The organism is Pseudomonas sp. PDM20 (genome assembly GCF_014852575.3).
In the GTDB taxonomy this organism is placed as follows: domain Bacteria; phylum Pseudomonadota; class Gammaproteobacteria; order Pseudomonadales; family Pseudomonadaceae; genus Pseudomonas.
Window position 1 is genome coordinate 3,719,734 of record NZ_CM181224.1, and the last position, 25,516, is coordinate 3,745,249.

General features: G+C 63.7%; 20 protein-coding genes and 2 pseudogenes. 8 read left to right on the forward strand and 14 right to left on the reverse strand.

From position 1 onward, the window contains the following. Positions 1–305: 305 nt before the first annotated feature. A pseudogene (locus IB261_RS16975) lies at positions 306–455 on the reverse strand (hypothetical protein); the annotation flags it as partial. A gap of 326 nt (positions 456–781) precedes the next feature. Between IB261_RS16975 and IB261_RS16980 the strand changes: the two are divergent. The 3 genes and pseudogenes from IB261_RS16980 to IB261_RS16990 all read left to right on the forward strand — a co-directional run. Continuing rightward, positions 782–1,000 (forward strand): annotated as a pseudogene (locus IB261_RS16980) (anti-virulence regulator CigR family protein); the annotation flags it as partial. Positions 1,001–1,071: 71 nt separating this feature from the next. After that, entirely contained in the window at positions 1,072–1,581 is a 510-nt protein-coding gene (locus IB261_RS16985; RefSeq protein WP_192382635.1) for a hypothetical protein, read from the forward strand. Positions 1,582–2,034: 453 nt separating this feature from the next. Further along, a complete protein-coding gene (locus tag IB261_RS16990; protein ID WP_192382636.1) occupies positions 2,035–2,256 on the forward strand; it encodes a hypothetical protein in 222 nt (73 codons plus the stop codon). Between the two features lie 454 nt (positions 2,257–2,710). Here the strand turns inward: IB261_RS16990 and IB261_RS16995 are convergent, their stop codons facing one another. The 6 genes from IB261_RS16995 to IB261_RS17020 form a co-directional block, all read right to left on the reverse strand. Further along, positions 2,711–3,028: an autotransporter domain-containing protein gene (locus tag IB261_RS16995; protein ID WP_225606070.1), complete on the reverse strand. Its 318-nt coding sequence runs from the start codon at positions 3,026–3,028 to the stop codon at positions 2,711–2,713. A 33-nt stretch (positions 3,029–3,061) separates the two neighbouring features. Further along, a complete protein-coding gene (locus tag IB261_RS17000) occupies positions 3,062–4,468 on the reverse strand; it encodes a DUF1254 domain-containing protein (protein WP_192382637.1) in 1,407 nt (468 codons plus the stop codon). 3 nt (positions 4,469–4,471) lie between these two features. Further along, a complete protein-coding gene (locus tag IB261_RS17005) occupies positions 4,472–5,815 on the reverse strand; it encodes a DUF1254 domain-containing protein (protein ID WP_192382638.1) in 1,344 nt (447 codons plus the stop codon). A 223-nt stretch (positions 5,816–6,038) separates the two neighbouring features. Beyond that, positions 6,039–7,376 (reverse strand): DUF1329 domain-containing protein, encoded by a 1,338-nt coding sequence (locus IB261_RS17010; protein WP_192382639.1) that lies wholly within the window; start codon positions 7,374–7,376, stop codon positions 6,039–6,041. Positions 7,377–7,387: 11 nt separating this feature from the next. Further along, positions 7,388–9,217 (reverse strand): DUF1302 domain-containing protein, encoded by a 1,830-nt coding sequence (locus IB261_RS17015; RefSeq protein ID WP_225606071.1) that lies wholly within the window; start codon positions 9,215–9,217, stop codon positions 7,388–7,390. An 84-nt stretch (positions 9,218–9,301) separates the two neighbouring features. Then, entirely contained in the window at positions 9,302–10,147 is an 846-nt protein-coding gene (locus IB261_RS17020; protein WP_192382640.1) for an AraC family transcriptional regulator ligand-binding domain-containing protein, read from the reverse strand. 96 nt (positions 10,148–10,243) lie between these two features. On the opposite strand from IB261_RS17020, the gene IB261_RS17025 reads away from it, so the two are divergent. Together IB261_RS17025 and IB261_RS17030 are read left to right on the forward strand one after the other, a co-directional pair. After that, positions 10,244–11,182: a LysR family transcriptional regulator gene (locus IB261_RS17025; RefSeq protein WP_192382641.1), complete on the forward strand. Its 939-nt coding sequence runs from the start codon at positions 10,244–10,246 to the stop codon at positions 11,180–11,182. A 52-nt stretch (positions 11,183–11,234) separates the two neighbouring features. Continuing rightward, positions 11,235–12,269 carry an AraC family transcriptional regulator gene (locus IB261_RS17030; protein ID WP_192382642.1) on the forward strand — a complete coding sequence of 345 codons (1,035 nt, stop codon included), beginning with the start codon at positions 11,235–11,237 and terminating at the stop codon, positions 12,267–12,269. Positions 12,270–12,555: 286 nt separating this feature from the next. Here IB261_RS17030 and IB261_RS17035 read toward each other — a convergent pair whose 3' ends face one another. Then, positions 12,556–12,774 (reverse strand): hypothetical protein, encoded by a 219-nt coding sequence (locus tag IB261_RS17035; RefSeq protein WP_192382643.1) that lies wholly within the window; start codon positions 12,772–12,774, stop codon positions 12,556–12,558. Between the two features lie 148 nt (positions 12,775–12,922). Between IB261_RS17035 and IB261_RS17040 the strand changes: the two genes are divergently transcribed. Continuing rightward, on the forward strand, positions 12,923–13,222 hold the full coding sequence (locus IB261_RS17040) for a hypothetical protein (protein ID WP_192382644.1): 300 nt from the start codon (positions 12,923–12,925) through the stop codon (positions 13,220–13,222). Positions 13,223–14,157: 935 nt separating this feature from the next. Here IB261_RS17040 and IB261_RS17045 read toward each other — a convergent pair. From IB261_RS17045 to IB261_RS17070, 6 genes are all read right to left on the reverse strand, one after another. After that, positions 14,158–15,360 carry a hypothetical protein gene (locus tag IB261_RS17045; protein ID WP_192382645.1) on the reverse strand — a complete coding sequence of 401 codons (1,203 nt, stop codon included), beginning with the start codon at positions 15,358–15,360 and terminating at the stop codon, positions 14,158–14,160. Between the two features lie 280 nt (positions 15,361–15,640). Continuing rightward, positions 15,641–16,696 carry a type VI secretion system protein TssA gene (tssA, locus tag IB261_RS17050; RefSeq protein WP_192382646.1) on the reverse strand — a complete coding sequence of 352 codons (1,056 nt, stop codon included), beginning with the start codon at positions 16,694–16,696 and terminating at the stop codon, positions 15,641–15,643. Further along, positions 16,693–20,517 carry a type VI secretion system protein gene (locus tag IB261_RS17055; RefSeq protein ID WP_192382647.1) on the reverse strand — a complete coding sequence of 1,275 codons (3,825 nt, stop codon included), beginning with the start codon at positions 20,515–20,517 and terminating at the stop codon, positions 16,693–16,695. Before IB261_RS17055 ends, tssA begins: the two co-directional genes overlap by 4 nt. Next, positions 20,514–21,284 (reverse strand): DotU family type IV/VI secretion system protein, encoded by a 771-nt coding sequence (locus IB261_RS17060; protein ID WP_192382648.1) that lies wholly within the window; start codon positions 21,282–21,284, stop codon positions 20,514–20,516. The genes IB261_RS17055 and IB261_RS17060 overlap by 4 nt, the downstream gene beginning before the upstream one ends. A 15-nt stretch (positions 21,285–21,299) precedes the next feature. Continuing rightward, entirely contained in the window at positions 21,300–22,631 is a 1,332-nt protein-coding gene (gene tssK / locus IB261_RS17065) for a type VI secretion system baseplate subunit TssK (RefSeq protein ID WP_192382649.1), read from the reverse strand. Between the two features lie 56 nt (positions 22,632–22,687). Further along, complete coding sequence (locus IB261_RS17070) at positions 22,688–23,143, reverse strand: type VI secretion protein (RefSeq protein WP_192382650.1); 456 nt, start codon at positions 23,141–23,143, stop codon at positions 22,688–22,690. 226 nt (positions 23,144–23,369) lie between these two features. On the opposite strand from IB261_RS17070, the gene tssB reads away from it, so the two are divergent. Further along, complete coding sequence (gene tssB / locus IB261_RS17075; protein WP_169938042.1) at positions 23,370–23,942, forward strand: type VI secretion system contractile sheath small subunit; 573 nt, start codon at positions 23,370–23,372, stop codon at positions 23,940–23,942. 25 nt (positions 23,943–23,967) lie between these two features. Then, entirely contained in the window at positions 23,968–25,455 is a 1,488-nt protein-coding gene (gene tssC / locus IB261_RS17080; RefSeq protein WP_138214555.1) for a type VI secretion system contractile sheath large subunit, read from the forward strand. Positions 25,456–25,516 lie beyond the last annotated feature (61 nt).

Genomic DNA, 25,516 nt, shown 5'->3' on the forward strand with positions numbered 1-25,516 from the left:
AACCAAGGATTGTGAGGTGCTGGAAATGACAGGCAGAAACGTCGAGCACAGCGTCGCATCGGCAGCAAAACAACAACGCCTGCTGGATTTCATACGGAGAGTTGGCGGCTATCCTCGCAGCGCTGAAGAGCACGCTGAGCTGCAGAGCTTACTGGCTACAGCGTCCGAGGCGTATTTCGGCTCCGCTGATCGCACCCCGCCTAGTAGCGAATCGCAGCGATAACACGAGCGCTCCCTGCTCTAGCCCCTCCAAAAAGAAAGGCCGGTCTTTCGAGCCGGCCCTTTGGGCGTCGCTATAAAAGCAATCAGTCATCGTTCTTCGTAGACGAATCCACTGCGTTACTCAGACCTTTGTTGTTGTGGGTGCCAGGCGTCGTGGAAGAGATGGCTGTCGCCTTGGAAAGACCACGAGTGTCCTTGGAGTGCGCGACGCCCGAGGTAGTCGAGCCATGGCCGCTATCGTCATTGCGGGCGCTGCCGTAATGGTTGCCGCTCAGGCCATGATCACGAGTGGCCTTACCAGCGTGCTCGCCACCGTCGTTCGCACCATTGCTCTTGGCACCATGCACACCCGAATTTCCATCGGATTTACCACCCGAATGCCCGGCGCTGTTACCACCACCATGGCCGCTACCATTACCGCCGCCGTGGCCGCCACCGTTTCCTCCGCCGTTGCCACCACCATTACCACCGCCACCACCGTTGCCCTTGGCATAGACCGAACCAATCGGAGAGAGGTCGGCGGGCAGCATTGCTGTGGCACCAAGTGCGAAGGCACAGATACTGGAATCCTGGTGCATCGCTACCGCCGGGAATCCAGAAGAACCTCGCTCGCGGCAAGCCGTTACCACCGGGTATCGCGAAGAAACTCGACGGCCGACTGGTCGGTCGCCTACCTCACTACGACGGCTATGAATGGCAGCAGGCTGGTACCGACCTGCTTCTGGTAACCATTGCCACCGGCGTCATCTATGAGGTGTTGCGCAACGTGCTGGATTGAGCATCTGTGTTGATAGCGCAGCTGGCGAACAGTAATGCGTTTCGGAATCATCTACGTGAGTAATGCGCATCATGGTTGACTACGAGATTCGCCGGCTCAACTTCCGTCGCCTCCTGGATCGCACCTACGGGGTAAACGCCCCAGGTGCGCAGAGCCGAGCTGCTGAAAAGCTCGGCAAAAATCCGACCCTGATATCACGATGCTTATGGCCAACATCCAAGCAAGGCTTCAGGCGGATCGATGAGGACTTGGCCAGGCAGATCGAGATCGCTTTTGCTCTACCTGCTTACTCGTTGGACTCGTTGGAGAAGGGAAAGACCAGTGGCCTTCAGGTGCGGGAGCCTGTGGCTTTAGGAGCATCGCATGACGACCATCCGGGCAAACGCATTTTGGCCGCCGAGCACGCAACCCTCGATGAAGTGCGCAAGCTCTGTGAGTTGATTCTGAGCGGCTTATCTTCGGATATGCAGACAGCCATCATTGACGGCGCAGAACATCTCACCGTTCCGATAAAGGCCGCCCAGCTCAAGGTGCTAATGGAGTTGACTGGCAGCACCGCCAGCTATCCAGACAAGCACTGAGCGTCCCATGCGAAACGTCCGCTATGGGTCGGTAGCTGTTCCTGACCAGCGTAGGCAAACCGCCATGAACAGCCTATGGGGCTGCACATCGTTGTTTAGCAAGCCTTCCCATACGCCATTTCCGTCGGTGTCTTAGCGACTTGTAAGATGGAAATGAACACCTAGATAGACTATTGCTGATATCTGGACTCGGGACGACCGGGGTTGACATGCACCTAATAACGGATAGGCCAGGCCCGATCAGCTACGTCCACCCGACAGGGGCTAAGACGCTCATTGAATTTGAGTGGGGCGCCCCTGGCGATCTGGTGCCACGCGAAGTGCTGGTGAGGGTTTCTGACCAGATTGTTTGCTCAGCCACAGGGCCATGGGAGTGCTTTGCTGATGCAAGGCGCCATGGGATCGAAATGGCGACTCACTGGTGTGAGCACCACTATTCATGAGGAGGCTGCGATGCCACTGGACTACTCGACTCAACAATTGCGGGTGACCTTCGCTGAGCTGGCGTTTCGCAGTGAATCGATTGCAATGGTTCTTGACCAGGCGATACACGAGTTGCCGGCGGGTTACGCGGCGAATATCGCCGATGTGATAGCCCTTCTGAAGGATGACGCCGACAAGCTCCGGACGCTGGCTGAGCGAACCCAAGGCGGCAGAATCCAGGTGCTGGATTGAATAGTGCGGAGAAGCAGCTGATTACTGCGCTTCGGACTACTTCATTCAACAACGCCTCGGTAGCTGATCGGTTGAATGCGCTCGCCCTTCAAGTGCCTGAAGTTAGGACTGAGTTGCGCGCGATGGCCAGTCAGCTGGAGCAAGATGCCGACACCTTGGAGGTGTTCGTGCAAGAGATCCATGAGGGGCGGATTGTCAGGTCTCCGTAGAGGCAGCCAGCGGCCAGAAGCAGACACTGGATAAGCAGAGCGGAAAGCCATAGCCGTAAAACCTGTGCCTGATGGCTAGCTCTGCGTCTCTAGAACAGACACTTGAATCCAGCCATGTCGTCGTACCCATGGCTGACACTATCAAAGGCCTCGCGGTAGCTGGCAGAGACGGTGAAAGTCACCTTCTCGCTGTCCTGGTGATCTATGCCGAGGTTCGCTTCCCGCCAGGTGCCATCGATGTCCGCCTAAAACGGTATGTAGCCGGACTGCGAGGAGAACTTGGTCATGGGCTGCCCCTCGAATTCATGCCAGACACTGGGGCGAATCCAGCCCTGCGTGCGACGACGAATCTTGTCGCCATCTTCCGTCTTCCAGTCCTTGGAAATGCGCACGCCGAGCCGGCCGATCAGGGACTCGCCGTCCTTGAACCGAACAGCTGCACCGACATCATCGTTGTCATTGAGGTCAACGTAGCTGTAGATCACCTGAGCTTGTGGCTCTATCCAGAGATCCTTATCTGCCTCATAGGCGGATACATCAGTAAAGCGATCTGGTTCGGGCATTCACCTCACCTGGCGGAGCCAGGTATTTAGAGGTCAGACCCGCTCGATACCCGGCAACGTCCACTGCCCTGCCACTACCGGCTGCTCCGGCCCGTAGATGCGCAGGATCAGGTTGAACGGCCCCTGCCGGGTCGACGGCAGCCAGTTCGCCTGATGGTCCTGGCCGGGCGAGTCGGCCTGGATGTACAGCGTCACCCCGCCATCGGCATCGCGCACCAGGGGATCACGACTGCTCAGGCAGTAGCGCTGGATTGGGTTGTCGACCAGTTGGCGATCCGGCAGATCGTAGAGCGTCAGCGACCAGAACTCCCTGGCCGGCGGCAACTGCCCCGGAGCGAAGCGCAGGCGATAACGCTGCCCGCCCTGCAGCGGCTGCTGCGTGCTGTCCTTGCGGCTGCCCAGGTAGATCGCCTCTTCCACGCTGTTGCCGTAGATGCCACTGGCGGCCGCTGCGGCGCGGCTCAGGTAGTCGTTGTGCATCGCCGCACGGGTGCCGAACAGGCCGGCGGATGAACGCAGCGTGGCGCCCTCGGCCTTCAGTTCCTCGACACCTTGCTGGATACCAGCGGCCAGCGCCTGACGTTGGGCCGGGCTCAGTGCTGCCGGGTTGAACGGCAGCCCCGCACCGATGCCGGCGCGGGCGAAACGCTGGCGCAGCTCGACCTCGCTCGGGTCCACCGGGCAGAAGGCAAGAATCTGATTCAGATGGGGGATGAACCCCGCGCCGAGGTCCCGCGGCAGCTCCCAGGGCAGCCACTGCACCGCCTGCGCGGCAGCGGGCGCGGGCTTGCCGGCGAACTCATGCAGCGGGCGCAGGCGATACTGGCGCTGCAGTTCGCGCACCGCCGGCAGGTCATCGGCGCTGCGCAGGCCGGTGCGGCCCAGGACCATGGCGATCTGCGTCTCGCTGCGCAGTACCTGGCGGATACCGGCCGGCATCTCGCCCTTCCAGTCAGGCCCGGCGATCAGGTAATCGCCCGCCTCGCGACCGGTGCTGAGCACGCCGACGTAGCCGAAGTTGAAGGTGTACTGGTCCACCAGTTGGTGCACGTAGTAGCGGTCGCCCGCCACGGCCGGCACGCTGAGCACCCAGGGCTCGGCGCGCAAGTCGAGCCAGGCCCAGGAGTACGGCGTGTCGTTGTTGGGGGTCACCACGTCGCGGTTCTTCGGGGTGAAGAGTTCGCTGTAATGGCGGAACACACCGAAGCCGCCGACGTACTCGGGCGATGCCGGCCTCAGCGCCTGCTTCTGCATCGTCTGGTAGTGCATCAGCATCGGGTAGGCGTAGATCCACGCCTGGCGAACGATATCCTGGAACACGGCCGGGTCGCTTTCGATTTCGGCGGGAGCGGCCAGCAGCCAACTCGGCACGCAGCCCAGGCCGAAGCCGAGCGCACCGCTGGCGCCGAGGAAACGGCGGCGGGTCAGAATCGGGTTCATGGCTTACTCCTGGCTGTTGACGGGCTGCACGGCCGGCGGCTGGTAATCGCCCTTGAGCGCTGTTTCCTGCGGCAGGTACATGCGCAGGATCAGGTTGAACGGCCCCTGCGGCGCGGGCAGCCAGTTGTCAGTGGTGGCCGGCTGCTCATGCTGGATGCTCAGGATCAGGCCGCCATCGGCATCCTTCTTCAGGCCGCCTTCGCTGTTGAGCGTGTAGCGGTTGAGCGGGTTGGCCGAGAGCATCTGGGTCTTGCCGTCGTACAGGGTGACGGACCAGAAGGCGTCCACCGGCGGCAACTGGCCGGGGGCGAAGTGGAGGCGGTAGCTGCGCTTACCATCCAGCGGCTGACCATCGGCGTCGACGTGGGTGACCGGGTACATTGCCTCGACCGCGTCGTTGGCATAGAGGTACTTCCAGGCCACGGCCGCCCGGGTCAGGTCATCGCTGCCGTAATGGCCAATGTTGGCGGGGAATTTCTGCCAGCCATTGCTCGGTTTGGAGAAGCCTTCGGTGGCGGCCAAAACCTTGTTGCGCCCGTCCTCCGCACCCTGGGCGACGGCCTGGGCGATATCCGCCGGCAGCTGCGCGGGGTCGAAGGGCTTGCCGGTGCCGACGCCGATCTGCGCGAACTGCGCCAGGCGCTCCTGTTCCTGCGGGTTCCAGGCATGCCAGGCGGATAGCGCATTGAAGTCGACGAAGGCGTTCTGCGCCGGGCCTTCCTTGGTCGGCTGGTACGGCGGTACGTCCATCTTGTGCGGCAGCAGGGTCGGCTTGGTGCTGCGCAGCTTGTAGCCGTCCAGCACTGCCTTGGCGGCGGCGACGTCCGCCTCGCCATCGACGGCGGTGCGGCCGAGCAGGAAGAGGATGCGACTGGGCGAGCGGATCACCTTGCCGTGGAAATCCTCTGGCGTCTTGCCGTCCCACTCGGGGCCGGCAATCAGGAAGCTGCCGGCGGCGCGGCCAGTGGCGCGTGTGCCGATGTACTCGAGGTTGTCGGTGCGCATGTCGATCAGCTGGAAGCTGTAGTAACGCTGCGGCACCGCCGGCACCTCGAGGATCACCGGGTGCTCGCGCAGGTCCAGCAGTGCATAGGAATAAAGCGTGTCGTTGTTCGGCGAAACCACGGTGCGGTCTTCCGGACCGAGCAGCGTGCTGCGGTTGTACAGGTAGTTGACCGGCAGCTTGGCGGCGATCGCCTGCAGAGTCTTGCCGTGCTCGGCGGTGGCGAAGCTGAACAGGTAGGCCTGCTCGGCCAGGTCGCGGGCCTGCTGCGCAGTGGGCGCGGCGGCCCAGGCGTGGTCGGCGAACAGGGGCAGGATGGCGAGTGCGGGCAGCCAGTGGCGCATGGGGGTTCCTCGTTCTTCTTGTTGGACCGCCCGGCCATGCGGCGCCGACGGCGGGTGTCGGGCCAGAGTGCGGCATTCCGCGTGGGCGGCGGCCAGCACCAGCGGACAAAAAGCGATCATGGCGGGCTGCCGTTGACCGCTGCCGGAACAACGACGCCATCCCCAGCTTGCCGGGATGGCGCAAGAACCCCGGCCACGCCAGGCAGGGGAAAGGAGCACAAGGCTACTTCGCCCAGCGGCGCAGATCGGACGGAGTGTAGTCGCTCATCTTCGCGTGCTGGCCGGTCTTCAGGCCGCTGCTCTCTTCGCTCATCAGGCCGTTGACGAAGTAGCGCCCGCTGATCAGGTCATAGGCGGCAGCCAGCGCCTCGAAGGTGAACTGCTTGTCGTAGTAAGGCATGGCGTGGGACTGGTAGTTGCGCCACAGCTCGCCACGGCTGTCGTACAGCTCGCCGAGGAGGATGTTCCAGCTGTCCTCGTCGAGGTAGTAGCGACGCTTGCTGTAGACGTGGCGCGCACCCGGTTTGAGGGTCGCCTCGACGACCCAGACGCGGTGCTTCTCGAAGCGCGCGAGGTCGGGGTTCAGATGGCCAGTCTTGAGGATGTCGGCGTATTTCACCGAGCGATCGTACAGGCGGAAGCTGTTGTAGGGCACGAACAGTTCCTGCTTGCCCACCAGCTTCCAGTCGTAGCGGTCCGGCGCGCCGTTGAAGCCGTCGAGGCTATCGGCGGTAACCATGCCGTCGCTGTAGCGTGCGCTGTTGTCATAGGCGATCAGCGGGGCGCGGCGCACCCGGCGCTGGCCGGGGATGTACTGCCAAGCCGCGCGCGGTTCGGCGAGCTGGTCCATCGGCTCGTGGGTCAGCACCGCTTCGCCGGAGAGTCGAGCCGGCTCGAGCACGCGGGTCTTGAACAGGTACAGCAGGTTGGCGCCCTGCGGCAGGTCGTCGACGGTCTCTGCGTAGTTCATGTCGGTCTGCGAGCGGACCAGGCTGTAGACGCCGTTCTCCTTCACGTTGGCCGAGCTGAAGGTGCGCTCGATGCTGCCGCCACGGTAGCGGGTGATGTGGTTCCAGATCGCCTCGACGCCCTCCCTGGGCAGCGGGAAGGGTACGCCGCGCTGGTAGTTCAGCACGCCGTTACCGCCGTCGGCGAGCTTGGCATTGGCGGCGTTGTCGCGGGTCGCGGCGTTGATCTCGTCGGGCAGCCGCGCACTGCGGTGGCTGGGGTAGACGTTGATCTTGTAGGTGTTGGGATAGCGCTTGAGCATCGCCTGCTCGCCGGGGCTGAGCCACTGGCTGTACTGCCCGGCGTTGGCCGGTGTGATGGTGAACAGCGGTTGCTCGGCGGCGTAGGGGTTGGCATAGCCGCCCTTGGCGTCGACCTGCCCGGCGTCGGGTTTCAGGCCGCCATCCCAGGCGGGAATGCTGCCGTCGGCGTTGGCTGCCTTCTCGGCGCCGACCGGGGTCAGGCTGTTGCCGAGGTCGGCGGGAGTGGCGGCATGGGCGCAGAACGCCAGGCCCATGGCCAGCGCCAGGGCGGAAATGTTCGAAAGGTGCATGGGGCGGTTCCTTAGAAGTCGACCTTGGCGCTGACGCTGTAGAAGTCGCGGTCGTCGAGCGTGCTGTACTTGTTGGAGCCAAAGAAGCTGTTGTAGCCGAACTCCAGGCTGTAATCGTTCAGGTAGTTGAAAGCCAGCGACAGGCCGGCGGCCATCTGCCCTTCCTGGAACGGGCCGCCCGGATCGTAGGAGTAGCCCTCGACGTCGTGGCGGAAGTTCAGGCTAGGCAGCATGTTCACTCCGGGCAGCACGTCGCTGTATTCCAGGCCGGCGCGCAGGCGGTAGCCCCAGGACCAGGGCGTGGTGAAGCCATCGTCGGTGCAGTAGCGGTTGGTCACGCCACTGGCCGTGGTGTTGCACCTGCTGCCATTGAGCGGCGCGCTGCGGCCGAAGGCGGAGTTGCGCCCCAGGCGCTCGTCGCCGACATCGCCCACGTGCACCACGCCGGCCTCTCCGAGCAGGGTCAGCCGGGTGGCGCCGAGCACGTTGTCGACGATCTGGGTGGCCGAGGCGGTCATCTGCCAGACCGGCTTGCGATTCCAGCCGTCGAGGGCCTGGCCAGTGGTGGAAGCGTTGGCCGGTACGTCAGTGATCGACGAACTGCCGCCGGGGCCGGTGATCATCGCCACGTTCATGTCCGGGCCGTTTAGCGCCACCGGCATGTTCGGCCGGTAGCTCAGTTCCGCCGCCAGCGAGGTGCCCCAGCCGGGCAGCGCGCCGTTGATGCTCAGGCCGTAGAGGTGGATGTTCTCCGGAAAGGCAGCGGCGTACACCGGGCCCTTAACGCGGCCAATCGGGAAGCTGCCAGGCTTGCTGACGTCCCGCGCAGTGAGTTCCAGGTAGGGCAGGCGCGCGTGGTAGTTGACGTAGTAGAAGGCCACCTCGGCGTCGTTCAGCGAGCTGATCAGGGTACGCAGGGCGACACCCCACTGGCCCTGGTCGGACGGGGCCTGGTCGTCGCCGTGGGAGGCGTACAGGCCGCTGGCCTGCATCTGCGTGTCGGTCTGCACCTGGCTCAGGTACAGCGGGCCGCAACCGGGCTGGATCGCATCGCTGGTGGCGAAGAAGGTGCCGCAGCCGTCGAGCACGCTGGGCCGCCAGTTATACTGGTAGAAGCCTTCCAGGTTGACCTTGTCGGTCAGGCCGAGGTTGAACGAGAGCATCTCCACCGGCAGTTGGCCTTCCTTGATGTCCACGCCGGGCTTGTTGAAGGCGCTGTAATCCAGCGGGTTGATCACGTTGATGCCGTTCTGGATCAGGATCGACTCGCCCCAGGACAGCACCTGCTTGCCGAGCTTGAGGTTCAGCGGGTGCTCGTCAACGTCGAAGTCCTTCCACACATAGGCGTCGAGGGTGTCGAAGCCGTGGTAGCGTGCCAGGGTCGGCCAGCCGCTGTCGTCGAAGTCCTTGAAGCGGCCGTCGCCGGTCTCGTAGGCGTGGTCGTACCAGTACTTGAAGCGGACGAAGGCGCCCTGCCCGTCGCCCTCCAGGCTGAAGTCGGTCAGGCCCTTGAACATCTGCGAGATGGGGTCGCCCTTCTTGAAGTTCAGGCGGTTGTCGTCGGCGCTCACGCTGGTGCCATCGGCATTGGTGATGTGCTGGGCCTGGATGGCGTTGGCGTGGGTCATCAGGTGACGATTCGGGTCCTGCGCCGACCAGCTCGCCCCCAGGCTCAGGGTGGTCTTGGTGGACAGGTTCCAGTCGTCGTTCAGCTGGAAGGTGGTGGCCTGTGCGCCGAAGGCGCTACTGACCGCCAGGGCAAGCAGTAAAGGCCTGCCAATGCAGTGCTGGCGCTGCCCCACGAACGCGAGGGGGACAGGGGCCGGATGGATTCTTGTCATTATGGGCTCCGGATGGGTGGTACCGCCGGCCAACCATGAGGGGCACAGGCGCGGCGACCACAAGCCGGGACCGACAAATTCCGATCATGCCGGGTACTGGCCGAGACGGAACTGCTTGGGCGTGACACCGAAGCGCTTGCGGAAGGCACGGATGAAGTTGCCGCTCTGCCGGTAGCCGATGCGCTCGGCGATCCGCTCGATGGGCTGGTCGGAGGAACGCAGCCAGATGCGCGCCAGGCTCAGGCCGTCGCTTTCTCCGTCCTTGCGCGCATCGCCCCATTGGCGTCGCAGGCTCTGGTAGAGGAACTCGTTGGCGCCCGCCAGTGGCGTGGCCAGCAACGCCGTGGGCAGCAGCAGGAACGGCGAAGACACCACCCGGCAGGGCACCCCCCACTTGTCGAGCGTCGCGGCGCAGCGCTGTTGCGCAGCGATGCCGGCCTCCCGGCACGCCTGCGTCGCCGGCAGTCCGACACGCCGGGCAATGTTGCGGATCAGGGTCAGCACCGCGGCGTCTAGGCCGAAGTGGTGCAGGTCGTCGCGCACCAGCTCCAGGGTCAGGCGGGAGACCGTGCCTTCCTCTTCCAGGCGCGCCTGCACGCAATTGGTCACCGTCGGCAGGAACTGGCAGAAGGCGGCAAGGCTGGTGCCCAAGTCCGGGGCGGAGTCCAGCAGGATATTCAGCCCCTGCAGGCAATGGGTGGCCATGCCGTTGAGCAGCTCGCAACCGAACTGCGGGTTGCCGCTGGCGCGCTCGCACTCGCTCCACAGGCGCTCCACCTGATCGGCTGGGATGCGCGCGCGATGATCCGCCAGCTGCGCCTCGGCGATCCCGGCGCGCAGGCGCAGTTCCGCCGCGCACAATCCCAGGCGGGCGGCATGCAGGAGGATGGTGCTGGCGAAAGCGCTGGAGGCGAACAGCAAGGGCGACATGGGGCGGGTCCGGTTCGGCAGGCGGTTTACTAGACCAGCTGAGTCTGCTATCCATCAAATTCATTCGACTCAACGCTTTTATGCGCAGGACGCATGATGGAACTCAGACAGCTCCGCCACCTGGCCGCCCTCGCCGACTTCCAGAACTACCAGCGCGCCGCCGACGCCATCGGCCTCAGCCAGTCGGCGCTGAGCCGCAGCATCCAGTCCCTAGAGCGCAACCTGGACTGCCTGATGGTGGACCGCCAGAGCCGTGACTTCCGTCTGACCGGTCAGGGCGAGCTGGTGCTGCAGCACGCGCGGCGCCTGCTTGCCGGCACCCGTTCGCTACGCAACGAACTGCAGCAGTACAACGGCCTCGACGCCGGCGAGCTGCGTTTCGGCTGCGGCCCTTTTCCGGCGCAACTGCTGGTACCCGAGGCGATGGCCGACTTCATCCGCGCCCACCCGGCGATCAATGTCGGCTTCCTGATGGGCGACTGGGAGCAGATGGCGCAGTTGCTCAGGGAAGAACAGGTGGAATTCTTCGTCGGCGACGCCCGCGAGTTCGCCGACGATCCCGCGTATCAGGTGCGCTGGATGGAGTTCCGCCCCGGCCGCTTCTTCTGCCGCTCCGGCCATCCGCTGGCAGCCGAGGCGAAGCTGAAGCTGGCCGATCTGCTCGACTACCCGCGCGTCGGCACGCGCATTCCGCCGCCGCTGCGCAAGGTGCTGGCCGAGGTGATCGGCGAGCGCGACTTCCACATGAACATCGAGTGCGCGCAGTTCGCGGCGATCCTGCACATAGTCGCGCGCTCCGAAGCGGTCGGCCTGGCGGCGGTGGAGGCGCTGCACGACCCGGTGCAGCGTGGCGAAGTGGCCCTGCTGATGATCACCGACATTCCCCAGAACCGTCCCGAACTGCGCCTGCACTACGGCATTGTCAGCCGCGCCGGCTTCAGTCTGTCACCGGCTGCGCAGGCGATGGTCGAGGCGATCTTCGCGGCGGACCAGCGTCTGCCGCGCGGGCTTGCCGGTGCCGGGCGCAATGCGTAAGGTCGTCCCGCCCGCCCCATCGGTTCGTCGAATCATTGAGTCATCGCACGCCATGAGCCCAGCTTCCGCCCGTCCGTCCAACGCCTTCTACGCGCCGACGCTACTGCCGGCCATGGAAGAGTTGCTCGCCCGCGGTGTTGCCGCCACGGATCTGGAAACCTGCATGCGCCGCACGCTGCTGGAGCTGCGCACGCCGCTGGTGCGCGTGCCTCTGTTCCTCTCCCGGCGCTTCTGGGATCTGGCCGAGCGATCCAGCGGCGATGCCGCCATCGGCCTGCTGGCGGGCAAGCGCTTCGTGTCGACCCTGACCAACGGCCTGACCTACCTGTTCGATGTGGCACCAACCCTGGAAGCGGCCTGCACCTACTTCGCCCGGTACTTCCCCTACTTCAACGGATCGCTGCGTATCGAATTGCGCGCGGAAGGTGACGGCGTCGCCCTGGTGCTTTCCGAGTGCGGCGCGCTGCTGTCCGGCCGGCAAAGCCGTGAGTACACCCTGGTCGGCATCTGCAGCCTGCTGCGGCGCAAGCTGCTGGCCAGCGGCATTGCCCAGGACCCGCTGCTCGGCATCCGGCTGCCCGGCCACGCACCGGCAGACACCGACCTCTACGAGCAGACGCTGCGCGCGCCCCTGCATTGGTGCAGCGATGCGTCGGAGATAATGCTGCAACTGCAGCCGGCGCTGTTCCGCCACCCGCTGTCCCCGGCCAACCCCGAGCTGGAGGCAACCCTCGTCCGCATCGTCGAGCAGGCGCGCGGGCAGACCCAGCGGACCCTGCTGGACGAAGCTGCCGACCATATCGCCGTCACCTTGGCAGAGGGTGCGAGTTTCCAGTCCTTCTGCGAGACATGTCATCTAACTGAGCGCACAGCTGCACGGAGGCTGCTGAGTCATGGATGGCGATACAGCGAAGTGCTCGACGAGCAACGCCGTTACATGGCACTGGATCTCTTGGGGGAGTCAGCTCTGTCCTTAGCAGAAATAACCGACCAGCTCGGCTATGGCGACATGCAGAGCTTCTCACGAGCGTTCAGCCGCTGGTATGACAGCAGCCCTGGCGCCTGGCGCAACGCGCTAGCGCGCTGAAATAGATTGGTCGGCTTCGGAACCGAGGGAAGGTAGTTAAGAGCTGCTGTTCATATTTTTGCCCCTCACATACCATCTGACCGAGGCAGCCCAGCGTCAGGTGTCGACTGCAGTGATTGTAGAAGCGGACGTCGTCGAATAGGCCGGTCTTCTCCTCCTGGGAACGGGCATATCGCGTCAGGTACACCCGTTCGGCCTTCAGCGAACCAAAGAGGATTAGTTTCGCCCCCCAGCTAGGCGTTGAGCTTCCCTTCCTGAATGTCCCATATGGGTCGGTAGCTGCCTCTCAGTGGAGATGGAGCAGCCTCATGATCAAGCGCGAGGCTTTCTCACCGTCAGCCTCGTAGAGGCCCCGCAATGAAGCTTGATCGGTGAGTTTGTGGAGGTTGAAGTGGTTATAGAACGCTTGTCCCAGTCGCTGATGCTCGAAGCGCCCCTCGGCCCACAGCCGGAAAAACTCCTCATGCGCGGCGCGCTCGATCTGCAACGACAGATTGCTTTCCATGCTTCTTCAGACAACCTCAATAAGGGGGGCATGCGTGCAACGGGTGTATCACTGCCCCAAACCTGAGCGCTCATAAATGCAGGCGCGCTTCAGTCAGAGGGGAAAGTTAGAATACCGTCAACTCTCAACGTCCAGCGTATGCGTCCCCATGCCTCAGCCCGCCAAACATCTCTTTGCCAACGTAAGAAAAATTAGCGACTTCCGTCCCGATGTAACTGCCATTGTGCTCTTCGGTATGGAAGCCACAGATGGCAATCCCGTATATCTGGAAATTCGCTTCCTGGACTACGATGCGCTTGAGATCGAGGGTGACCATCTGATGCTGAGCCTAGAGGAGGCAATGGATAGCGCCGAGACCGAATACGGCATTCTAAAAAGCGATTGGCGCCCTATGACCGAACTGGAGATTCAGCGAATTCCGTTCTTTGTGGGCGGAAAGCGCGTATAGAGAACGTCCGCTTTGGGTCGGCAGCCGCCTTTCGCCAAGGGCAGTAATCGGCCAGAAGCGGACGTTGAACACAGCACATTTATAGCGCTTGTGCTTCACTCGCCAACTGGTCACCGCTTCTCGCCTGTCGGTAAAGAGATGTCCAACTTAACCCGAGTCATCTTGCTGCTTCTCGCGTGCGTCATTGGAGGCTCTTTCGCACTCCTCGGCGTAACGTTCACTTTTGCTGTCGAGCCACAATCCTCACGAATCGCCATTGCTGCCTGGTTGGCGATAGGCGTCGCGTTCAGCTTTCCTGCTTGGCTTCCGGCCGTTGTCCCAGCTCGTTTGAACCGACCGCATGTCTCGGTGCGACGTGTTTGTGCGATCTTGCTGTGTTTCCCTGCTCAGATGTTTGCATCCACCGTCGTCAACCAGCTCGGTCGAATGCATAGTCACCAGGAAAGCAATCCAGCCATTCTCGTTGAGGGAATGTCTCTGACGTTGGCCTGCCTGTTGGCACTAGCCCTACTTTTGAGAAGTGATGTCTTGCGGTTCATTTCCTGGAGGCGAAAGCCAAAGCTTGCGCGCTAAAAATTCTCTAACGACGCGCTTACAGAGCGGGCCGCCTTGTGAATGGCGCCGAGTTGCAAGTTTCTCAGTAGCGTTAACCGATGCTCGTGGATAGAACCAGCGGCTCCTGTGAAGTTCCCCACCAACTACGCACACAAACAGCTAACAGCCGTCACTCGCTTGCGCGGTTGGCCATTTTTGGCAGGCACAGGCAAAATCACCACGCCCTTTGGCTATGCCTTTGCGTGCCTGCAAAGTTCTCTCCTGAGCAGGACATCCGAACCCAGCCCGTTCAAGCGCCCCAATAGCAGCTCATAGCGGTGGGCATTATCAACCCTTAGTAAAATGTTATTCAGTTCAGGGCATACGAACTCGCCTCATCTTCATTTTTTTGTCGCAGTTTTCACCAGAAACCTAAACGCCTTTGCTGCGTCAGGGATAAGAGAGCTACTGCTTTCAGTCCTAACAAACGACTTACGAAGAAAAGTCGTTGAAGGCTCTGGCTGCATCTGGGTTCTGTACGAAATCATTTTGGGAAGCATTAGATTGGCTGCTTGAGCCCGCCTAGTTATCGCTTCAAAATCCCGATTAAACTTAAGAGTCTGCTCCTGCATACTTTGACGTCGCTGCCACGCATCCTGATTCTCCTGGCTAAACCAAGCCTCGAAACTTAGCCATGGCGCCGGCTTCGAATTCGAATAAGCCCTTTTTAGCCCTTGGAGCTTTTGAAAGTCTTCAATAAGCTTGTGCTGGTGCGGCTGAAACCCGTCAGCCGGCGGTGCCATGCCGAACTCTGAGGGAGGTTGAATTGCAGTGAGTCGCGAGAAGTTATAGGGCGAGTCGGAATTGAAGTACATGTTAAGGACTCTACCCAAGTGCTCTTCCTCTCCAACTGGCCGAACCACTTTAATTCCTTTTTTAGCCAGGAAAAGCAAATAACGCTCCTCAGTAATCTTTCCGCACTCAGATGATGATCGTGCAACACTTCCGTGATCGCCCGGCAGTATGATTGGCGTGACTAATGTTTCCTTAGACTTAGCCGAAGGTGTGTAGAGCGGGAATATAGAATTTCGCCACTCCTGTCCAGCAAGAATCAGTTCAGCCGGCTCAACATGCGGCAGTGGCCTAGCCCAGGACAAGAGATCAGTCTGCTTTACCGGATCAATAAGGAACATTGATACTTTTATCTGATCAAGAACGCCCTTCGATTTCAATAAATCCATAAGAACATAGGCGTTATAGGCACCTCTCGACCAGCCAGCTATTATAAACTCGTTCTTGCCGGATTTAATATCCCGCTCTATCTGCTCCAGCGCCCAGCGAATGATCTTCTTTCCATGAAGCCCACCCATCAACTCCGCCAAGATATCGAAGCCGGGAGTATCTTCTGGAAAATACGTCTTTCCTTCAAAGTAAACCGGGCCAGCTTCGGTAAATCCCTCAGCATCTGCACCATACCCCCCTGGACCTGGAAGAATCACAGCTATTTCTGGGTTGGCAAGATACTTCTTTGTATCGGCAAGAATGTCTCCACTTCCATCTGAGGAATCAGTCCCGCACAATACCAATATCCGATCTACAGGCATCTTCCGCGCTCCCTGCTCTAGAATCTACTAGCGGCGCTATGCCGCCTCTCATTACGTGCATAGAGCCCCGATTCCTTCGTGATTAACTAAGAGCAGGACCCTTCCTAACCATGGATTTTTTAAGGTTTGGTTCTTACATCTTCTCCCTGCTAGTTAGTCGTGATTTTTCTCCGCTCATAATTGAGTTATAAGGGCCACAACAATCAGTACAGGGGACCCAGCCTCCGAACCTGTGAAAGCTCAGCACTGCTGCGTTAACGAGTCTCATCTGGGCTCTTAGCTAGCGAAGTACCCCCAGCATGACCCATACCCGGCGGGCCTCCGCGTCGGCATGGACCAGCTCATCCATCAGCGCACTCAGCGGCATGCCGCCCCACTCCACCGCCCGACGGATGATGTAGGGCACCGGACTGTGCGGCTCAGTACGCGCCAGGTACTCGGCAATGGCGGTAAGCTGCCGGTAGGCCTCTTCGCGGTTCTGCGGAGCGCCGCTGGCGGGAAGCGAGGAAGCAGACACAGGGGCGGACTCCGGCTCGGAAGGCGTTTCCGATGCGGCGGTGGGTGCGAAATCTTGCGGGGCCATGGCCTTGCATCCCTGGATGACGTGGCTGAAAGCGTCGATGGACGCGGCGAGTTGGTGCAGGCTCGGTGCGGCATCGCCGAGCTGGCGATCACACCAGGCATCCAGACGTCGCAGGTAGCCGGCCGCGCTGTCCAGCTGGGCCAGTGTCGCTGCCCAGCCATTCACCGCACCGTTGCGGATTGATTCGTTCAGCCGTTTCTGCTCCTGTCGCGCGTTCTCCGCCGCCACCTTGTCGACCTTGTTGTCACTGGCCTGCACCTGCCGTCGCTGCAGCTCCTGCCAGCCATGCAGAGTGGTCTTGGGCCAGCCGCTGCACAGCGGCACGCGAGTGTGCAGAAGTTCGGTGTAGCGCCGCGCCAACCAGGCAAGCGGTGCCGCGCGCCATTCCTGGTCACCGTCGGTGGGCTGCGGGTGCAGTTGCTCAGGGAATGCATCGCAAAGATCGGCCAGCAGGCCCAGTGCAGCGGCGAGGCCCGCAGGCCCCTCGGAGATGATCCAGGCCTCTCCCAGAAAGCCGGCGATGGTCAGGTCCTTGCTGCGCCGCGCCAGCAGCTCCTCGGCGAGCACCGCCAGCGCCAACCAGTCCGCTCGCTTGGGCTCGGCCTGCCAGACGCCAGCCGGCAGCTCGGTATCCTCTTCACGGCGCAGCTCACGCAGACGGTCCATCAGCGGATCATGGCGCAGCGACTCTCCGCACGGCGACTCGCCCGGCAGAGGTTGCAGGAGCGCTTGCAGCGCCTCGTCGGAAATCATGGCAACTCCTGGGCGCCGGCAAAGGTCGCCACGCCCACCCCGCTGAAGGGTGTGCGCGGCGCGCGGACCGGCAAGGGCTGGACGGACAGCGGCTGCTTGGCGTCCTGGGTCATCAGGGAGACGCGCAGGAACATCCGCGCCTCGGGCTCGCGGCTGTTCGGCAGGCGAACCGGTACCTGCAACGCAAGCGGGAAGTCGGTGTAGTCGGCGCTGGGCTGGCGCTGCAGGATCAGGTGTGACCGCAGCAGGCGCATCAGCGCCCAGGGACCGCCATATTCCCAGCCCACTTCCAGGTCCGCGACGGCCATGCTCGCCTGTTGCGGATCGATGTCCGGCCGTTGCGGGCTGTCCTTGGCCCAGCGCAGCATCAACTTCATCGGTTCGCCGACGTTCCAGTGCAGGCGCTGGCTGTCGCTGCCAGGGAAGCTCAGCGGGCGGTCCGCCGCATAGAGCGTCCAGGCGATCACCTGGTCGGCGCCACGCTCGGCCTCGCGGTCGGTGCGCCAGCGCACGTCCAGGTCGACGCCTTGCGCCCCACCCTTGTCGCGCTGGAACAAGGGGCCCATCCAGGCTTTGGCCAATTGCAGGCGCTGGAGGAAATCCGCCGCCGCCACGCGGTCGGCCGACTGGCTGAGCTTGAGGCCTTCCTGGGCTCGCTCCAGGTTCTGGTCGAGCAACTCGACCAGATGCTGCACCCGCGCAGGGTCGGCGTCTTCGGCCTGCAAGCTGTAGGCGAAGGGGAAGCGATTGGCCAGGTATTGGTTGAAGTAGTCAGCGATGGCGGACCAGGCTTGGGCGGCATCCTTCTGCTGCAGCTCCAGGCAGCGCTGCTGCGCCTGGCTGTGCAGCCCTCGGGTGAAGCGCGCCACATCGCCCTGCCCGGGCACCAGTGCGGAGGTGCCGAGAATTTTTCCGCAGCTGGCGGCGTCCATTTCCACGAAGTCGCGGGTCACCAGTTGATCAAGCAGCATTGGCGAACTGGTCGGATTCTGCGCCTTGTACTTGATCAGCTCGTCGCTGAGGTCGGCGAAGCGCCGTACCTTGTCCGCATCGGCAAAACCGAGATTGCCGCGGTCTCGCAGCCAGGTCAGCGCCGGTGCGTGCTCCTCGCTCAAGGCGAGCATGGTCTCGAACTGCTGGGCGAGATTGCGCTTGAGGTCCTGGGTGTCGGTGGAGCGGTACAACTGCAGGCCGAAGTTACGCGTGCCATCCCAACCAGACGGCTCCGAGCGCACACGGAACAGTGGCAACGTATCGATCGACTTCAACACGCCGTCGACGTCGGCCAGCGCGCCGCGGGTCAGATGGATGTCCAGCGCATTCGCCAGATCGCTGCGCTGCACGGCTTCCAGGGCCGAGCGAACCTGCTCGGCTTGTTCCAGCGGCACGTCGAAGGTGTTCTTCTCGGGCGCGCTGCTGGCCAGTGCGGACTGCGTCAGACTGCTCCACATCGCGCTGGCGGCAGCGGCGGCGGCACTCTCGGCGAGCGCATCGCGGTACTCGGCCGGAATCCGCGCCTGCTCCTGTTCGCTGTACTTGCGGTAGCTGGCGTAATACGCCAGCGCGGCGTTCAGCGAATGCGCATCGAGATTGCCCAGGGCGCGCGGATCGATGTCCTGGTCACCCTTGCTCAGGGCCGTGCCGGCGAAGTCCTGGCGCAACAGCAAATCGATGGTGCTGCCCAGCGCCATCACATGTTCCTGCAACGCCAGGGTGCCGCCGGGCTGCAATTGCAACAGGTTGTCACGGGAGCCGGCGGCGGATATCCACTGGTCGTGGAAGGCGCGCTGCAGCTTGCTGGCCTGGCTGGTTACCCGGGACTCCGCCGCGGGGCCGAGCAGGTAGGACTGGCGCACGTCGTCGAGCATCGCGCGAAAGCCCGGCACGAGCTCCTGGGCATTGCCGTGGCTCCAGGCGGCGTTGGTCAGGGCTACCATGTTGCGCAGCGCGTCGATCTGAGCGGCGGTCTCTTCCAGCTCCTCGAGGCTGTTGCCCTGCCGCGCCTTGAGTTCATTCAGGTGCAGGCGCAGGAAGCCGGCCGGGCGCACGAAGTTGTCGGCGAGGAAGAACTGGTCGAGCCAGAGGCTCATCAGGTCGTCGAAGTTACGCGCCAATTGCCCCTCGCGCGGGCCGGGGTCGACTGGCGCCGGAGCATCGGGAATGCCCTGGCCGAGCACCGACTGCAGGTAGCCGGCGTTGCGCAGCGAGCCCGGCTCCAAGGTCAGGCCGTAAGCCTGCTCGCCCAGTTTGCCGAGGCTTTCCAGAGCGTTCTTCGAGGTGCCGGCGCGCAACTCGGTGTACCAGCGGTTGCGCTGCTCGAAGGCCAGTACGCCGTGCGCCAGGTCACGAGCGGCGACGAAGTTCGGCCACTGCTCCGGGCTGTCGCTCTGCACGTTGGCACGGCGTTCACCGCTGCGGATGGCGCGCAGCCGGACCAGTTCAGCGGCCTGCGACTGCTGCAGGGGCACCAGCACTTCGCGGCGGGCCAGGTCGCGCAGCAGCTCATCCATGTGCTCATCGAAACCGGAGAACCAGGAACTCGGATACACCAGTGAGCTGAAGTGCCAGCGCGGCGCAGCCTGCAGCATCGCCCAGTAGGCCTGCAGGCGTTGTCGGGCGGCTTCCTCCGGCGATACTCCGCCCGCATCGCCTTCGCCCTGCCCACGCTGCATGGCCAGGATGCGCTGCCCCAGCGCCTGCGCCTCGCGGGAATCCACGTGCCAGACCCAGAGCATCCCCAATAGCCAGCAGACGCCGACCACGCCAGCCACCGCCCCCAGCACACGCTGCGAGCGCTGGCGCAGACGCAGGACTCGCGGCACGGCCTGGGCCAGCCCGCGCTCGGCGAGCAGGCGCGATTGCCAGAGATGCTGGGTGAACAGCAACTGCGCGGGTGCTTCCTCCCTCGCCGAAAGCGCCCAGTCATCACCACTAGGTGCTATGCGGTACGCGCCGCTGAAGTACAGGCCGCGCAAACGCGGCGCCTCTCCCAGCGCGTTGCCCTGAAAGACCGGCTCCAGCCGTTGGCGCAGGCCTTCGCGCAGACTCTCCAGCGCCTGCGGGAAGCGATACAGCTCCTCGCTCAATTGCCCCTTGAGCACGCCCGCTTCGAGGATTGCCGCCTGCAGCACCTGCAATACCTGATGGAAGCCGCGCTCCAGATGCTCACCCTGCCAGGCCGCATCCGCCTGCAAGGGTGAGGCCCAACCCAGCGGTCGCTCGCGAACCTCGACAGGCAGCGCCGAGCGCAGTTCGGCGAATCCGTCGAGCTCTTCCAGCCCGGTCACCACCACGTAGACCGGCAGGCTCAGACCCAGCCTTTGCAACAGGTCGTTGAAGCGCCGACGCAGCTGGATGCTTTCCTGGGCCAGGCTGGCCGGGTCCAGCAGGCGCTCCGCCGGCACCGCCCAGATCACGCCATCCAGCGGGCGGCGCGGGCGCATCCGCAGCAGGAGGCCGAGCAGGCGCCGCCAGGGCTGCAGCGACGACGGCCCGCCCTCCTCCGGCATGAACAAGGTCTGCGGCACCGCCAGCACGGCGCCGTCCTGATCGGCCCACCAGCGGCCGAACCAGGCCGGGCGGTTAACCGGAGCCAGGCTCCAGTCCGCGGCCAGGCGCTCGCCCAGCAGCGGGTCGCCCAGCAGGAGATACCAGGGCACGTCGTAGCGATCGGCGACATCGTGGTCCTGCTCCATTTGCCGCACGGTCAGGTAGAAGGTGCGCACCGCTTCTCCACCTTTGCTGCGCAGCCAGAGGAATCCCGCGACCGCCAGCGCCACCACCAGCAGCAACAGCAAGGCCAGCAGCAACCAGCCGCTCAAGCCACCAGCTCCGGGAAGGCGGCCACACTGGCCAGGTCGAGCAAGGGCGCCAGTTCACCGCGCACGTCGCTCCACAGCCAATGGCCGAGGACAATGAGCAGGAGGACGCCGGCGACAACCATCAGCGTCAGGCGCAGGCCGTCGGGCAAGGCGCGCCGCAGTGGCAGTCGCAGCGGCGCTGCAGCGGCCGGGCGCGCCAGGGTCTCCAGCAGCGCCGGCACTTCGGCGTCACGCTGCCAGGCATGGGCAAACAGCGCGTGCCGCCACTTTTCATGGAGCGCCTCGCCTTTCGGGCCACGCAGTTTGCCGTGGAAACCCAGCAGCAGGCACTGCAGGTAGACGTTGGCCAGATCACGGGTGCCCGGTGCGCGGGTATCCAGCAGGGCATGAATGGCCTGGGGCACGCGCTCCCCGGCATTGCGCGTGCCGTAAAGACGGGCTTCCAGTGGCCGATCCTGCCACGTGGACTGGCCGTTCCAGGGATCGAACAGCAGGCTTTCGTCGAGCAATGCGACGAAGGCATAGACCATGCCTTTCACCTGATCGCCGGCGGCATCGCCGACGCTGGCATTGGCACTGCGCCACAGCCGACGCACTACCGCCTGGGCTTCGTCGGCAACCCGTTCGAGGGTCGCGCTGTCGTCGCCGGTGGATTCGCGCAGGTCTTCCCAGCGCCTGCGCCACTCCAGCCAGGCGCCCTGGAAAGCGCCACTCAGGGGTGCCTCGCCAAACGACGGCGGATAGATCGCCTGACTCTCTTCAAGCATCTTCGCTTCCCTGCCTCAGGCGCCGCTGGCGCCGTCCACGGTGAACAGCACGACCTGCCAGGGACTGCCACCGGCACTGCCTGCCGCGGCGGCGCGTAGGCACAGGCGCTGGGCGGGATCGAACCAGTCGCCCTCGGCCTGCACCACGAACAGGTGGGTGTCCTCCCCTACGCTGTAGGCGATCTGCTCGGCGCGGCTCATGGGCAGATGTTCCAGGCCGGACATACGCTGCCTGCTCAGTATCGCCAGGCTGGATTCGGAGGCGACGATGCAGTGTGACAGCCACTCGTGCGCCTGCTCCTCGCCACAACCGGGCGGCATGCGCAGGCCGATGACCAGGCGCTGTACCGGCGATCGCAAGTCTGGCAGGGCCAGCGTGAAGTCATTGCCGACCCGTTCAAATGCCAGACTACGATAGCCCGCGCGCACCCGTCCGAGGGTGACTTCCAGCCATTCGATCACCGGGTTGAAGGTCCGCAGCAGTTCATTGAAATCGAAGGTCGGGAAGGCCGGAACGCCGCCCAGCGGATCGAGTTCGCTCCAGCTGCCGGCCATACCGCACAGCAGAGCATGCAGTTGTGCCGGGCTCGCTGTGCCACTGTAGAGCGAAGCCTCCAGTTCCGGCAGGCGCGCCCACAGCGCCGCCAACTGGCGGCGGATTTCCTGGCTGTCCTCGGTGTTCTCCACCTGCTGAGCCTGGCGCAGGCGGCCAGCGAGAAACACGCATTTCTCCCGCGCATGGGCGCACAGCGCCACCAGCGCCTGCCCGAGCATCGACGCCGGCGCGATGCGCGGAGTCGGCGCCACGTAAGGCAGGCGGACGAAACCACCGGCGTCCTTGCCGATGCGCAGCAGCGGCAGGCACACCGAGTCAGCGCGCTGCGCCTCGGTCACCAGGCGCAACGCCGGGCGCCATACGACTATGGGTTCGGGGTTCTCGCCACTGGCTAGGTCCGGCACGGCCGGCCCGCTGGAGGATTGCAGGCGACCCTTGAGCGGCAGCACCTGGCCGCCACGGGCGAGCGGATTGAGTGCGAGGTAGAGGCTGATGCTGGCTTCGGGGGCCGCGGCGATGGCAGCCGTGGCGTCGAACATCAGGGTATCGCCCTGGCCCAGGCTGACAGGTAGGCCATCGGGCAGGATCGCCTCCAGCGCGAGGATACGCACCACGCCGGTGCTCAGGGCGGAAGGGTCCAGCTCCAGGTGCTCGAGTCCCCAGAACCAGGGATTGGCCGCATGGACCAGGCGTGCGGACAGCACTTCGGCGCGCAGTCCCTGGAGCTGGAAGTGCTGGGGAAGCAGTTGCATCCCTTCGTGCCAACAAACTGCGTCAGGCAGAACTCTCACGCCACTCCCCCTTCGACGTCCTGGATTGTCATGGGCCCGCCCCGCAAGGCGGTGGATCAGTGCTCCTCGGCACTCAGCAGGCGCATCTCCCTGCTGTCGAAACGCAGCCACACGTTGGGCTGCTGATCCAGGCGCATACGATGGGCGCCGGGAGTGTTATAGCCGGCAAAGACCAAAAGTCCAGAAGCCGGCTTGCCGGCCAGGGGGAAGTCCCTGGCCTCCATGAACTGCCCCGGCACCAGCTCCAGGCTCCACACGTTCAGCTGTTTCTGGTAGTCGCGGCGGTACTGTTCACGGTCGCTGAACCACTGTTTGGCGCTCATCGCCGACAGCAGCTTGAGCAGGTCCGCATCCTGCACCGCGACGAAGTCCACGGCGATCGGCGAATCGCCATTGGCCTTGCTCGCGACGTCGAGGGTCAGACGGTCGACATCGACCTTCGGGCCAAACCAGGAACAGCCTCCGAGAACTGCCAGGAGCACAGCACAGAGGCAGGCTTTCGTCGACTTCATGAAACGTCCTTGTGAAATGTCTGTCAGAGATTATTTTCGGATTTGCGTTTTTAGCAACCTGATCTAGCTTGCTTGGTTAGCTCGTGGACAACGAGCTCAGATGGGATCGCCAAGGACAGGCCTGTATCGCATTTCCCCTTTCCTGTCGTGTGGTCCAACCAAGGAGCGCGACGACAGCGAGCCCCGCTGCGACGTGCCCGTCTCCTACGCAGTGGAGTTCGCCAGCATGGCAGAAAGCACGCAGCACAAACTGGATCGGGTGCGCCCTCCCCGCGTCCAGATCACCTACGACGTGGAAATCGGCAATGCCATCGAGAAGAAGGAGCTGCCGCTGGTCGTGGGCATCCTTGCCGACCTCTCCGGCAAGCCGGTCACGCCCCTGCCCAAGCTCGGCGAGCGCCGCTTCACCGAGATCGACCGTGACAACTTCAACGCCGTGCTCGCGTCCATCGGACCGCGCGTGGCGCTGCAGGTCGACAACACTCTGAGCAACGACGGCAGCCGGCTCAATGTCGAGCTGAACTTCAAGCACATCGACGACTTCGACCCGGTGAGCATCGTCAACCAGGTGGTGCCGCTGCGTCGCCTGTTCGAAGCCCGCCAGCGCCTGCGCGACCTGCTCACCAAGCTCGACGGCAACGATGAGCTGGACCAGTTGCTGCAGGACGTGGTGAGCAATACCGAAGGCCTGCAGGAAATCCGCGCGACTCACCCGGTGACCGCCGATGCCGGCGCCGCCAACGACACCGCCCAGGCCGCCGCCGACGAAGGCGAAGCACCTGCCGAACCACAAGCCTGATCCCGCCCGCAAGGAGAGCACAGCAATGGCCAAACCCAGCTCCGCCGCGGCGCAAGGCGCCGAAGGCAGCACCCAAACCCTCGACCTGCTCGACCGCATCATCGCCGATGGCCGCATGGCCCACGATGACAGCCAGCAGGAATACGCCCGCGACATGCTCGCGGAGTTCGCCACCCAGGTCCTCGACGAAGGCATGGCCGTCAGCAAGGACACCGTGGCCATGATCAACGAGCGCATCGGTCGCATCGACGAACTGATCAGCGCCCAGCTCAACCAGATCCTCCACCACCCCGAACTGCAGCAACTCGAATCCTCCTGGCGCGGTATGCACCAGCTGGTGCAGAACAGCGAGACCGGCACGCGCCTCAAGCTGCGCCTGCTCAACGTCAGCCAGCAGGACCTGCAGAACGATCTGGAGAAGGCCGTCGAGTTCGACCAGAGCGCGCTGTTCAAGAAGATCTACGAAGAGGAATACGGCACCTTCGGCGGGCACCCCTTCAGCCTGCTGGTGGGCGACTACTCCTTCGGCCGCCACCCCCAGGACATCGCCCTGCTGGAGAAACTCTCCAATGTCGCCGCCGCGGCCCACGCGCCCTTCATCGCCGCGGCCAGCCCGCGCCTGTTCGACATGGGCAGCTTCACTGAGCTGGCAGTGCCACGTGACCTGAGCAAGGTCTTCGAGAGCCTGGAGCTGATCAAGTGGCGCTCGTTCCGCGAGAGCGAGGATTCGCGCTACGTCTCCCTGGCGCTACCGCGTTTCCTGGTGCGCCTGCCCTACGGCCCGGAAACCCTGCCGGTGGAAGGCATGAACTTCATCGAGGACGTGGACGGCACCGACCACGCCAAATACCTCTGGGGCAACGCCGCCTGGGTCATGGCCCAGCGCATCACCGAGGCCTTCAGCAAATACGGCTGGTGCGCGGCGATCCGCGGCAGCGAAGGCGGCGGTGCCGTCGAGGGCCTGCCGGCGCATACCTTCCGCACGCAGGCGGGTGATCTGTCGCTCAAATGCCCGACCGAGGTGGCAATCACCGACCGCCGCGAGAAGGAGCTCAACGACCTGGGCTTCATCGCCCTGTGCCACAAGAAGAACACCGACCTCGCCGTGTTCTTCGGTGGCCAGTCGACCAACAAGCCACGCCAGTACAACACCAACGAGGCCAACGCCAACGCGCGGCTCTCGGCGATGCTGCCGTACGTGCTGGCGGCCTCGCGCTTCGCCCACTACCTGAAGGTGATCATGCGCGACAAGGTGGGCAGCTTCATGACCCGCGACAACGTGCAGACCTACCTCAATAACTGGATCGCCGACTACGTGCTGATCAACGACAACGCCCCACAGGAGATCAAGGCGCAGTACCCGCTGCGCGAAGCCCGCGTGGATGTCAGCGAGGTCGCCGGCAAGCCGGGCGTCTACCGTGCCACGGTATTCCTGCGCCCGCACTTCCAGCTCGAGGAACTGACCGCCTCGATCCGCCTGGTAGCCAGCCTGCCGCCGCCGGTCGCCGCCTGAGCCAGGGGCCGCCCGCACGGGCGGCCTCTTCACCTGATCCCACCTCTTTCATGCAGCGGAG